This is a genomic window from Leptospira sarikeiensis (assembly GCF_004769615.1).
GTDB classification, from domain to species: Bacteria; Spirochaetota; Leptospiria; order Leptospirales; family Leptospiraceae; genus Leptospira_B; species Leptospira_B sarikeiensis.
This window is the reverse complement of the sequence record NZ_RQGF01000042.1, coordinates 155,383-168,708: the sequence shown is the minus strand read 5'-3', so window position 1 is coordinate 168,708 and position 13,326 is coordinate 155,383. Positions and strand designations below refer to the sequence as shown.

General features: G+C 42.0%; 8 protein-coding genes. 7 read left to right on the top strand and 1 reads right to left on the bottom strand.

Annotation, left to right across the window (positions count from 1 at the left end; genetic code table 11):
* Positions 1-37 precede the first annotated feature (37 nt).
* The 7 genes from EHQ64_RS19305 to EHQ64_RS19280 all read left to right on the top strand — a co-directional run bounded on the left by EHQ64_RS19305 (position 38) and on the right by EHQ64_RS19280 (position 11,024).
* Positions 38-1,393 (top strand): GAF domain-containing sensor histidine kinase, encoded by a 1,356-nt coding sequence (locus EHQ64_RS19305; protein ID WP_135651443.1) that lies wholly within the window; start codon positions 38-40, stop codon positions 1,391-1,393.
* Positions 1,393-2,025: a response regulator gene (locus tag EHQ64_RS19300; RefSeq protein WP_135651442.1), complete on the top strand. Its 633-nt coding sequence runs from the start codon at positions 1,393-1,395 to the stop codon at positions 2,023-2,025. The genes EHQ64_RS19305 and EHQ64_RS19300 overlap by 1 nt, the downstream gene beginning before the upstream one ends.
* Positions 2,026-2,221: 196 nt before the next feature.
* Complete coding sequence (locus tag EHQ64_RS20565; RefSeq protein ID WP_425460452.1) at positions 2,222-4,660, top strand: HAMP domain-containing protein; 2,439 nt, start codon at positions 2,222-2,224, stop codon at positions 4,658-4,660.
* A gap of 87 nt (positions 4,661-4,747) precedes the next feature.
* Entirely contained in the window at positions 4,748-8,548 is a 3,801-nt protein-coding gene (locus EHQ64_RS20560) for a response regulator (RefSeq protein ID WP_425460451.1), read from the top strand.
* A 14-nt stretch (positions 8,549-8,562) separates the two neighbouring features.
* The gene (locus EHQ64_RS19290; protein WP_135651441.1) at positions 8,563-9,726 is read left to right on the top strand and encodes a sensor histidine kinase; all 1,164 of its coding nucleotides are present in this window, start codon (positions 8,563-8,565) and stop codon (positions 9,724-9,726) included.
* Complete coding sequence (locus EHQ64_RS19285) at positions 9,723-10,202, top strand: response regulator (RefSeq protein WP_135651440.1); 480 nt, start codon at positions 9,723-9,725, stop codon at positions 10,200-10,202. Before EHQ64_RS19290 ends, EHQ64_RS19285 begins: the two co-directional genes overlap by 4 nt.
* A 60-nt stretch (positions 10,203-10,262) precedes the next feature.
* Positions 10,263-11,024, top strand: coding sequence for a response regulator (locus tag EHQ64_RS19280; RefSeq protein ID WP_135651439.1), 762 nt, complete (start codon positions 10,263-10,265; stop codon positions 11,022-11,024).
* Between the two features lie 18 nt (positions 11,025-11,042).
* Here EHQ64_RS19280 and EHQ64_RS19275 read toward each other — a convergent pair whose 3' ends face one another.
* Positions 11,043-13,190 carry a TonB-dependent receptor gene (locus tag EHQ64_RS19275; RefSeq protein WP_135651438.1) on the bottom strand — a complete coding sequence of 716 codons (2,148 nt, stop codon included), beginning with the start codon at positions 13,188-13,190 and terminating at the stop codon, positions 11,043-11,045.
* Between the last annotated feature and the right edge of the window lie 136 nt (positions 13,191-13,326).

Below are 13,326 nucleotides of genomic sequence, written 5' to 3'. Positions count from 1 at the left end.
GATTGCAACTTGAAAATTTTGATTAGATAATCGCGCTGTGCAAGGCTTTTCGAATTTCGACCAAGAGCCGAGTTACGATTCTTTTATAGAATCAGGTTCCCTGATCGGCGGGGAATTTTCAGCGGAAGGATCCGTAGAGAATCTATATATATCCGATCAAAATACAAAAGACGAACTATTAAAAAAGATCTCCGTTCTGAATCTGTTACAGCAAGTAGCGACTGCTGCAAACGAAGCAAATGACGTCGAATCCGTCTTACAATTTGCAGTGGATCGGATCTGTGCGATAGCAGATTGGAAGCTTGGAATGGTATGCTTGCTTTCTGAAGACTCAGAGAGGCCACAATATTCTAATATCTCCTATTCTCAGGAAGAAAAGTTCTTAAAAGAATTTCGTAATCTTCTCATCAAAAGATCTAAAAAGGAAGAATTGATCTTCTTTAGAAAAGTAAAGAACGCCAGAAAACCAATTTGGTTGGATCATTTTCCTTCTACTCTAAAAGGGGAATTTAAGGAACTTTGTTTAAAGGCGAAAATTGAGGCGGGTTTTGCGATCCCTATCTTGGTTAAAGAGGATCTTGTCGGGGTATTGGAGTTTTATTCCGGCTCCAAGTCTACAGATCCTTCTTTTTTTGAAGCCGTTTCCAATATCAGTTCTCAAATAGGAAGAGTATTCGAAAGAAAGAATGCGGAAAATCATCTCAAAAACTCTGGAGAACAGTTGAGAGCGCTTTCTGCGAGATTGCAAGAAGTCAGAGAAGAAGAGAGGCTCTTGATCGCAAGGGAGATACATGACGAGCTAGGGCAACTGCTTACTGTCCTAAAGATCGATTTAACATTACTAAAAAATAATTTTCAAAAATCGAAAATATCCGAATCCAAACTTGTTTCCGAACTTGTTTCCATGATCAAGGTGACGGATTCAGGGATAGAATCCGTGCAAAGGATCGCTACCGAATTGAGACCTCTTATCTTAGAAGAGCTTGGGCTTCTGGAAGGGATAGAGTGGTATGCCAGGGACTTTGAAAAAAGGACCGGGATCGTCGTAGAGATCCAGATCCCGGCGGGTATTCTTCCCTTGGAAAAGGATCCATCCATTGCATTGTTCCGAATATTTCAAGAGACTTTAACGAATGCCGCCAGACATTCCAAGGCAACTCTTATCCGAGTTACCTGTTTGGAAGAAGGTTCCTTTCTCATTCTAAAGATACAGGATAACGGGATCGGGATCGATCCGAAACAAATGACTGAATCCAAATCATTAGGATTGATCGGAATGAGAGAAAGGGCAGTCGTTCTTGGAGGGGAAGTTACGATTTCTTCCAGATCTAAAAGAGGCACAAGTATTATTGTAAAAATCCCAAAATCCAATTCGAACAAAGGAGAACCCTAATGATTTCCACATTGATAGCAGACGACCATTTGTTGATCCGAGAAGGTTTAAAGAAAATTCTTTCAGATGAGGAAGATATTGAAATCGTATATGAGGCGGAGAACGGACAGCAAGTCCTGGATTATTTATCGAACCAGCCTGTTCAGGTCCTTATCCTGGATATTAATATGCCTCAGATGAGCGGCCTAGATATATTAAAATATGTTCATAAACTTTCGCCGGATACTAGAGTTCTCATTTTGAGTATGTATCCTGAGGATAGATTTGCCGTTCGAGCATTGAAGGCCGGAGCTTCCGGTTATATTACCAAGGCGAGCGCCGGGGACGAACTCATCTCGGCAGTTCGTAAGGTGATCGATGGAAATCGTTATATCAGCCCTGAAGCGACTGAAATGTTAGTGAGGGAATTATCCAAACCTACGGATAGACTTCCTCATGAAACTCTTTCTGAAAGGGAATTTCAGATCCTTATGTTACTAGTGAAGGGACGAAATGTTAGAGGGATCTCAGAAGATCTAACTTTGAGTGTGAATACTGTGAACACATATCGTGCGCGAATCTTCGAAAAGATGAATTTGAAATCTACTCAAGAGCTGGTTCGTTATGCATATGATCATAAACTTTTAGAATAAGCTTCAAGAAGTCTTTATTCCACATTACATTATTCTGCTTTGCAGTTTGTCACATTTTTGGTGACAAAAAAATTCTTCGTTTAACGTAAACCTAACGGAGTATTTACGAAATAATTTTTGTTGTGATTTAGACTTTTATACGTCATCATTCTCCCTTGTCCCAATTATTTTTCCTTTAAGGAGTAAGGTGATCCTCATGAAGAATGCCGTTACTTTGGATGCGAAACAGGAAAAGGATTCCTTAAACCCGAAACAACTCTTGGAAGTGTTAACCGCATTTAAGCGAGGAGACCTTTCTAAACGAATGCCTTTGGATCAAACAGGCATTGCTGGAAAAATATCCGACCTGTTAAACGAGATCATAGATCAGAATGATAGAATGGTCAAAGAATTCGAAAGGATCAGTAACGAAGTAGGGCAAGAAGGAAAAATTTCCCAAAGGGTAAGCGGAATTTCCGGGAACGGTTCTTGGGGAGTTTGTATCAATTCAATCAACTCTTTGATTGGTAATTTAGTTCAACCTAATACGGAAGTAATGAGAGTGATCGGTGCCGTAGCAGGCGGAGACCTTTCTCAAAATATGTCCTTGGAAATTGATGGAAGACCTTTAAAGGGAGAATTTTTTAGGACTGCCAAGATCGTAAATATCATGGTGGATCAGTTGAACTCATTTGCTTCCGAGGTAACGAGGGTTGCGAGAGAAGTAGGAACTGAGGGTAAGCTTGGAGGCCAGGCGGAAGTTCGAGGAGTTGCGGGAACTTGGAAGGATCTCACTGATAGTGTGAACTCGATGGCGTCTAACTTGACTGGCCAGGTGCGTGATATTGCGGAAGTTACAAAGGCTGTGGCAACAGGTGACTTATCTAAGAAGATCACAGTGGATGTTAAGGGCGAGATCTTAGAACTTAAAAATACAATTAACACGATGGTGGATCAGCTAAACTCATTCGCTTCCGAGGTAACTAGGGTTGCAAGAGAGGTGGGAACGGAAGGAAAACTCGGAGGTCAAGCAGACGTTCGAGGAGTAGCGGGAACTTGGAAGGATCTCACAGATAGTGTGAACTCGATGGCTTCTAACCTAACAGGCCAGGTTCGTAATATTGCAGAAGTTACAACTGCGGTAGCAACCGGTGACTTATCTAAGAAGATCACAGTGGATGTTAAAGGAGAGATTTTAGAACTTAAAAACACGATCAACACGATGGTGGATCAGCTAAACTCGTTCGCTTCCGAGGTAACAAGGGTTGCTCGCGAGGTGGGAACTGAAGGAGAGCTTGGAGGCCAGGCGGATGTTCAAGGAGTAGCAGGGACATGGAAGGATCTCACAGATAGTGTGAATTCCATGGCTTCTAACCTAACAGGCCAGGTTCGTAATATTGCAGAAGTTACTACAGCAGTTGCTCGTGGTGACTTATCTAAGAAGATCACAGTGGATGTTAAGGGAGAGATCCTGGAGTTGAAAGATACCATTAACACGATGGTGGATCAGCTGAACTCGTTCGCTTCCGAGGTAACGAGGGTTGCTCGCGAGGTGGGAACCGAAGGTAAGTTAGGTGGACAAGCCGATGTGCAAGGGGTTGCAGGAACCTGGAAAGACTTAACCGATAGCGTAAACTCGATGGCTTCTAACCTAACAGGTCAGGTTCGTAATATTGCGGAAGTTACTACAGCGGTCGCAACTGGCGACTTATCTAAGAAGATCACAGTAGATGTTAAAGGAGAAATCCTAGAACTGAAAGATACAGTAAACATCATGGTGGATCAGTTGAACTCATTCGCTTCCGAGGTAACGAGGGTTGCAAGAGAGGTGGGAACTGAGGGTAAACTAGGAGGACAAGCGAACGTTCGAGGAGTTGCGGGAACATGGAAGGATCTCACAGATAGTGTGAATTCGATGGCGTCCAACTTGACTGGCCAAGTCCGGAATATTGCGGAAGTTACTACAGCAGTTGCTCGTGGTGACTTATCTAAAAAAATCACAGTGGATGTTAAAGGAGAGATCCTGGAGTTGAAGATCACCATTAACACGATGGTGGATCAGCTGAACTCGTTCGCTTCAGAGGTAACGAGGGTTGCGAGAGAAGTAGGAACTGAAGGAGAGCTTGGTGGTCAGGCGGATGTTCGAGGAGTTGCAGGGACTTGGAAGGATCTCACAGATAGTGTGAATTCCATGGCTTCTAACCTAACAGGCCAGGTTCGTAATATTGCAGAAGTTACTACAGCAGTGGCGACAGGTGACTTATCCAAAAAAATCACAGTGGATGTTAAGGGTGAGATCTTAGAACTCAAGAATACGATCAACACAATGGTGGATCAGTTGAACTCATTCGCTTCCGAGGTGACGAGGGTCGCAAGGGAAGTGGGCGCCGAAGGTAAGTTAGGTGGACAGGCGGATGTTCGCGGAGTAGCAGGAACTTGGAAGGACCTCACGGATAGTGTGAACTTCATGGCGGGGAATCTAACCGGACAGGTTCGTGATATTGCAGAAGTTACAAAGGCTGTAGCAACCGGTGACTTATCTAAAAAGATCACAGTGGATGTTAAGGGAGAAATTCTCGAACTTAAAAACACGATCAACACGATGGTGGATCAGTTGAACTCATTCGCTTCCGAGGTAACTCGGGTTGCTCGCTAGGTAGGAACTGAGGGTAAGCTCGGAGGACAAGCGAACGTTCGAGGAGTTGCAGGAACCTGGAAGGATCTCACAGATAGTGTGAACTCGATGGCTTCTAACCTAACAGGTCAGGTTCGTAATATTGCAGAAGTTACTACAGCGGTTGCTCGGGGTGACTTATCTAAAAAGATCACTGTGGATGTTAAAGGAGAAATTCTCGAGCTGAAAGATACGATCAACACGATGGTGGATCAGTTGAACTCGTTCGCTTCAGAGGTAACGAGGGTTGCGAGAGAAGTAGGAACTGAAGGAGAGCTTGGTGGTCAGGCGGACGTTCGAGGAGTTGCGGGAACATGGAAGGATCTCACAGATAGTGTGAACTCAATGGCGTCCAACTTGACTGGTCAGGTTCGTAATATTGCAGAAGTTACAACAGCAGTTGCTCGGGGTGACTTATCCAAAAAAATCACAGTGGATGTTAAGGGTGAGATCTTAGAACTCAAGAATACGATCAACACGATGGTGGATCAGTTGAACTCATTCGCTTCCGAGGTAACGAGGGTTGCGAAAGAGGTGGGAACGGAAGGGAAACTCGGAGGACAAGCAGAGGTTCGAGGAGTTGGAGGTACTTGGAAAGATCTTACAGATAGTGTGAACTTCATGGCGAATAACCTGACCACTCAGGTAAGAGGTATCGCTAAGGTAGTAACTTCTGTTGCAAATGGAGACTTAAAGAAAAAATTATATTTGGAAGCAAAAGGAGAGATCGCAGAACTCTCGGATACGATCAACGATATGATCGATACACTTGGGCTATTTGGAGATCAGGTGACTACGGTTGCAAAAGAGGTAGGGATCGAAGGAAGATTGGGAGGCCAAGCGAGTGTTCCAGGTGCTGCGGGGTTATGGAGAAATCTCACAGACAACGTAAACCAATTGGCTTCTAACTTAACTACACAGGTAAGGGCGATTGCAGAAGTTGCAACCGGTGTGACGAAAGGAGATCTTTCCAGAACTGTAACGATCCAAGCTGCGGGAGAGGTGGCAGCACTTTCAGATAATATTAACGAAATGATCCGAAACTTGAGAGAAACCACTCGGATCAACACAGAGCAAGACTGGTTGAAGACGAACCTTGCAAAATTTACAAGGTTACTACAAGGGCAGAGAAATTTAGTGAATGTGAGTAAGCTGATTCTTTCCGAACTTTCTCCTCTGGTTTCTGCACAGCATGGTGCATTCTTCATAACGGAGAATATTGAAGAAGGCCCTTTGTTAAAGTTATTGGTCAGTTATGCATATCAAGAAAGAAAATATGTTTCGAATCGATTCTCACCTGGAGAAGGATTGATCGGCCAATGTTTCTTGGAAAAGGAAAGGATCTTGGTTACACAAGTTCCTCCGAATTATATCAAGATCAATTCCGCATTAGGTGAGGCGACTCCTTTGAATATTGTCGTATTACCTGTATTATTCGAAGGAGAGGTCAAGGCGGTCATAGAGCTTGCTTCATTCTCCAGTTTTACTCCGATCCATTTGAACTTTTTGGATCAGTTGACTGAAAGTATCGGGATCGTATTGAACACGATCGCTGCAGGTATGAGGACGGAAGAACTTCTGATCCAATCCCAAACATTGACTGAGGAATTACAAGGACGTCAGGAAGAATTAACTAGCACCAACCAACGATTGGAAGAGCAGGCCGAATCCTTAAAAGCTTCCGAAGATATGCTCAAGGATCAAAGAGAGGAACTTCAAGAAAAGAACGAAGAGTTGGAGGAAAAGGCAAGATTACTCGCTAAAAAGAACAGTGAGGTGGAAAGAAAGAACAGGGAAGTGGAACAAGCAAGACACTCTCTAGAAGAAAAGGCAAGGCAGCTTGCTTTAACCTCCAGATATAAGTCCGAGTTTTTGGCGAACATGTCCCACGAACTCCGGACCCCTTTGAACAATATGCTGATCCTATCCAGATTATTGTATGATAACGATAGCAAAAATCTTTCTGATAAACAGACGGAATACGCTAAGACCATTCATAGTTCCGGAAATGATCTTTTACAATTGATCAATGATATATTAGATCTTTCTAAAATTGAATCTGGAAAAATGAGTGTTGACCTGGATTCGGTCTCCATCGAGGAACTCGGGGAATATTTGGATCGTTCGTTCAGAGAAACTGCTCGGAATAAGGACCTAAAATTCCAGGTGGATATAGATCCTGAACTTCCTTCCAGGATCACTACAGACCTTCAAAGATTGCAGCAAATATTGCAGAACCTTCTTTCAAACGCATTCAAGTTTACTCATAAAGGAGGAGTAAAACTTAGGATCGAATCGGCAAATAACGGTTGGAGTAAGGATCATAAGATCTTGAATCAGTCCGCGAGTGCGATCGCATTTTCAGTGATCGACACCGGAATTGGGATCTCTTCCGAAAAGCAGGGTTTAATTTTCGAAGCCTTCCGCCAAGCAGATGGAAGTACAAGTAGGAAATACGGAGGAACCGGGCTTGGCCTTTCTATCAGTAAAGAGATTACACGTCTTTTAGGAGGAGAATTAAAATTAGAAAGCGAGCCGGATGTAGGAAGTAAATTTACATTGTATCTTCCTTTGGATTATATCCCTGTCGAAGAAAATATTACCGAGCATGATTCCATCAAATGGTCGGAAAATCCTGAAAATGAAATCCCGAACTCTGCGGATTCTTACGTTAGAAGTAAACCTAAGGCTACTCGAAGAGTGTTGGAAGATGAAACTCCGAATCCTTTTGAAGATAAGGTTTTGATCATTGAGGAAGACGAAACTTTTGCGAAATCTCTTTTAGAGATCGCTAGAAGCAACGGTTTCAAGGGAACTGTCGCCCTAGACGGGAAAAGTGGCCTTTCTGTACTTCAAGAATCTTCTTTTAATGCAGTCTTGTTGGACGTCCAACTCTCGGATATGGATGGAGGCTTGATCCTAAGTTGGTTGAAAAGAAATCCGAAATTAAGACAGATCCCGGTCCATGTTCTCTCAGGAGAAAATGATTGGAGACAAAGTTTAGAAGTAGGTGCAATTTCCCATCTTAGAAAACCGGTCGGGATTGAATCCCTAAATGAAGCTTTTGAAAAGATCAAAAGTTATCTGCATAAAACGAGTAAAACTTTGTATGTTTGGGGAATAGGGGCCGAACACCAAGAGTTCTTAAAGAATAATATAGGCTCTAAAGATCTGAGTATTAAGATCATAGGGTCCGGAAAAGAACTATTGGAACTTTTGAAGACAGAGATCCCGGATTGTATCTTGTTTGGGCGAAATTCAGAAGATATGGAAGTGACGGATCTTGTTTCCAAGATGAGTCTGTTGGATCCCGAAAGAACACTCTTGCTAATGTATTCGGAAGAGAAGAAAGGTATAGAAAGTTTCCAAAAAATACTTTCTCTCAATAATTCGAATATTCTAAAATTCGTAAATTCTTATGAAACCTCTCTAGAAGAGATAAAAATCCATCTTCATGAACCCGATCAAGTATCTAAAAATGGAAATTCTTATTCTCTGGAAGGTCATAAGGTCCTGATAGTGGATGATGATGTTCGAAATATATTCGCTTTAACGAGTATGTTAGAATTGCATAAAATGAAAATTTTATACGCGGAAAGTGGCGCCGATGGTATCCAGATACTGGAGAAAAATCCGGATATTGAGATCGTTCTCATGGATGTAATGATGCCTGATATGGACGGCTATGAGGCGATGAAGGTGATCCGTTCGAAAGTGGAATTCGAAAATCTTCCGATACTTGCCCTCACCGCAAAAGCGATGAAGGGAGATCGGGAAAAATGTATAGAAGCCGGTGCGACCGAATATATTACTAAGCCGGTGAGTGTGGACCATTTGCTTTCTCTGCTAAGGATGTTGTTGTGCAGGTAAACATGGAACAGCTAATGAAAGTCAGTATCTTACTCGTGGATGATCATCCTGAAAATTTACAGGTGATGGAGCATATTCTCAAGAGTCCCGAATTAAATTTGATCAAAGCAGGTTCTGGAGAAGAAGCCTTAAAGGCTTTATTGAGCGAACCTGAAGAAGTCGCTCTTATCTTTATGGATGTGCGAATGCCAGGAATGGACGGATTCGAAGCCGCAGCATTGATACGCCAGAGGGAGAAATGCGCTAAGATCCCGATCATATTCTTGACTGCTTATGCAAATAACGAAACCGGAATGTTCAAGGGGTATTCTTTAGGTGCCGTGGACTTTTTGGTAAAACCGACTGCTCCTGAGATACTTAGATCCAAGGCTTCGGTTTTTGTGGATCTACATAAGAAAAACAAAATATTAAGGATCCAAGAAGAACTTCTGAGACAAAGTCATGACGAATTGGAGATCCGAGTAGAAGAGAGAACCTTTGAACTACATCGTGTGAATGACGAGTTGATGACTGAAATTGCGGAAAGAAAAAGGGCAGAAGAAGCACTAACTGCATCTTTGAAGGAAAAGGAAGTTCTTTTAAGGGAAATCCATCATAGGGTAAAAAACAATCTTCAGATCGTTTCTAGTATTCTTAGTCTACAGGGAAATTACATAACGGATCGTAAGTCTTTAGAAATGTTCCAGGATTGTCAGTCTAGAATAAAATCAATCGCACTGATCCATGAACTTCTGTATCAAAACGAAGATCTTGCACATACCGATTTCCAAGAATACTTGAATAATTTGGTCACAAACTTACTCAGAACTTATCGAGTGAACTCTAAGATTAAATTCGAGATACATGCGGAATCAGTACATTTAACGTTAGATACCGCGATCCATTGTGGGCTGATCGTTACTGAACTCGTGACAAATTCACTTAAATACGGATTTAGGGAAAGGGAAGAAGGCCAGATTTCCATAGGTTTTTCTACCAAATATGACGAATATTCTCTAATCGTTGAGGATGACGGGGTAGGTTTTCCGGAAGAAATTGACTATCGACAAACCGATTCTTTGGGTTTACAATTAGTGAATACTCTTACTCAGCAGATAGACGGAAGTTTGATCTTGGATCGGAGTAAGGGAACTAAATTTACTTTGGTTTTTAAGGAAAGAAGTAGGGTTCGTAAATGATATCGAGCGATGCAAAAATATTGATCGTGGAAGACGAGAATATAGTCGCCAAAGATATTATGAGCAAGTTATCGGAGCTTGGATATGATTCCGTAGCTATCGCTTCTACGGGGAACGAGGCATTGCGTAGAGTTTATATGGATAAGCCGGACCTTCTTCTGATGGATATCATGTTGTCCAGAGGAAATTACGACGGGATCGAGACCGTGCAGGAGATCTTGGATAAAATGGATCTACCTGTCATCTATCTTACAGCATATGCGGATGAGTCGACATTGGTGAGAAGTAAACCTACTAGACCTTACGGTTATCTTTTGAAACCATTTCAGACAAAGGAACTTCATATAGCTATAGAGATCGCATTAAATAAACATGGTATAGATAAAAAAAGAAAAAGGGAACGAAGGAATCTTTCCGCGATATTGCATAATGCAAAAGATTTGATCCGTTCCACATCCGAAGAGAGTGGGATCTGATCGGATCCGGATATTTAATGATCCGAATTGAATGAGATCGAAAATGTTTCGGAGATTGTAATGAAAAATACTAGAATTCTGATCGTAGAAGACGAAGGGTTGGTGGCCCAAGATATTCGACAAAGATTGATCCGAATGGGATATCCTGAGCCTATAATTGCGAATACTGGAGAGATTGCCGTAAAACAGGCGATCAATCTTCAACCTGATCTGATCTTGATCGATATAGTTTTGGCGAACGGATATTTGGATGGTATAGATGCAGCAAAACGGATCCGAAAATTCATGGACGTTCCGATCGTATATATCACCGCTTCTTCAGATTCTCAAACCTTGACCCGAGCAAAATTAACCGAGCCGAATGCTTATATTCTTAAACCTTTTCAAACAAGAGAATTGCAGATCATAATAGAACTGATACTTTATAAACACGAAGTGGAGAAAGAACTTTTGGAAAAAGATAGGCTCGTCTCCGCTGAATTAAGGAGCATGACGGAAGGGATCATTGCTTTCGATTCAAAGGGACAGATCTCTTTTATGAATTTATCCGCGGAAAAATTAACAGGTTGGCTAGAAGCGGACGCGATCGGAAAATTTTTGGACGATGTTTTGAGCATGAAAAATATGCACGAAACGGAAGGATTCGAACTGGAAAATCATTTTGCAGAAAAGATCCCTTTGGGATCTGTTCCTTCTCATGGCTTGCTTGTTTCTAAAAACGGACTGAGCACGGAAGTATTCACCGCGACCAAGTCTGTTCCAAAGGCAAAAGAATTGGACGTAGATCGTATCTTGATCATACGAGACTACGTCAAAAAGTAACTTTCTCCGCTCGGATGCTTAGAAAGTCGCTCGAACTGAAAGTCTGATAGACCTAGGCATCGCAGGATGAGTATGGATATCGTTGTATCCGCCTTCGTTCGGACCTACCGGCTCGTTCTTTAATCTGGAAGCATAATAATAATCTATATCACTTACATGTGCATTCAATAAATTGAATACTTCAAAAACTACACTTAGATCTTCTCCGAAATTTCTCCCAAATTGAAAGTTTACCGTAGTGGTTGCGGGGGATCTTACACTATTATCTTCTATGAGAGAACGATTCCCGAAGTAGCGAACTCTTAAGGACCCGAAAAATCCTTCCGGGTTTTTTATAGTAATTCCGGAGGCAATAGTGTGACGGATCGAACCAGGTATATAGTTTCCGGAAGGATCATCGTTCCTAAATCTGGATTTGGAAGTTGCAAAATCTGCATCGATCATTAACCAAGAGTTATAAGTATAATAGTTTGCCCATTCCACTCCTCGTCTTGTACTCGGCCTGCTAGGTTCGGTAGTTCCATTGTCTCCCGTAAAAAGTAATTCGGAATTCATGTCCAATTGCCAAACGGAAAATGTAGACTGCCAGCCTGAAATAGGTTCGCTTCTGATCCCGACTTCTCCTCCTCTTGTTTGAACAAGTGGGTCCGCCGCATTTGTCTTTTGCACTACACCTCTTGCGTCGTTACTATGAAATCCGTATCCTCCACTTAAGTAAAATTCGGTTTTACCCCAAGGTCCGATGATGATACTTCCCTTCGGGCTATAAATCTGAGAATTTCTATCTTCTTTTTCTTTTGTACCCCAATCATCCACATAGAATTTATAATAATCGCCTCTTACACCAATAATGGTCCGGAATTTTTTGGACCATTGTATCTTGTTTTCGTAAAATACTCCGGAGCTAAATTGGATAATACCGTCTTCTCTTACTGTCTCTAAACGAGCTCTTTTTTGAGTATGGAACAGACCGTTCTGTATGTAATCTCTTCTAATCTGGAGCCCGATCGTATTTTCCATTTTAAACCCTAAGAATTCGCTGATATCCTTATAACTGGATTTGCTTCCTGCGATTGTTCTACGATCCGATTGTTCGTGCTGGTCTCCTCTTTCGTGGTCATCCAAGTAGTAAGTGAAGTTTGAGAATAATCTTAAATCGTAATATATTCCGTAAACCTGAGTTTTTGCCTCGTATCCTCTTTCTAAACGATGCGCTTCAAAATTGATACTCGCTCTGTTAGACCAACCACCGTCGTTATGGTCGACACTTTCATATCTGCTAAGCCCTGAATCGGGATCGAGCCAGGAATCACCCATTCTTAAAGCTCTTTTCGGAGCCTGTCCGGTCGAATGCCAACTTCCTCTATAGCCCATTAAACTGACGCTAAAACCTTTTTGCTTATCTCCTACGGAATAACTCGTAACTCCGTTTAGTCTTCTGAAATTATCCGAGATTTCCCAAGGGCCATCATTATGAGACATCTCGAACGCGTATAATAGATCTCCAGGACCTACCTTATGGGATTTTGCAATAAGTCCTCTTGCATAACCTAAAGTCCCTCCCTCTGCGGTCGCGATCCCTTTTGCTAAACTTTTAAAATAAGAAATATTGAATGCTCCAGCAGATGCAAAGTCTCCTTGATCCGCATAATAAACTCCCTTCTTGTATTGCATTTGTTCTACAAGTTCTGGGATGAGGAAGTTCAGATCGGTATAACCTTGCCCATGAGCGTGGCTTACATTATTGACAGGCATTCCGTCTACGTTAGATGCTAGATCTGTTCCATGATCTAAATTAAATCCGCGTAGAAAGAATTGATTCGCTTTTCCGCCTCCACTGTGTTGGGTTACGATCACACCCGGAATTAATTCTGCGACTTCACCTTGTCTCATGATCGGTCTTGTTTTTATTTGCTCAGAGCCAACCACTCCTTCACTTGCAGAAGAAGCGATCCCGATCAAATTGGATCTTCTGTCTCGTATAACGATCGTATCCGGTTTATATTCTGAGAGTTTTTTCTTTAACTCTTGTTTTTCTTCTTCTGTTCTTTCTTTTTGTTCCGCAGGTTTGATCGGATCTTGAGAATAGATGGGGGAGAGTATCGTAAGAAAAGAATACGATACGGATAATCCGATCAGAATCGATCGGAACTTGTGTTGATTCATGTTTTCGTCCGTTTTTCTTTGGAAAACTCCGAAACCAAGAATATCTAAAGACAACGAACTAAATAATGTACAAATACGAGCATTCGTATTTACTAATGTACAAAATTCAGAACGGATCTTGGTTCGGGAGCCCCGA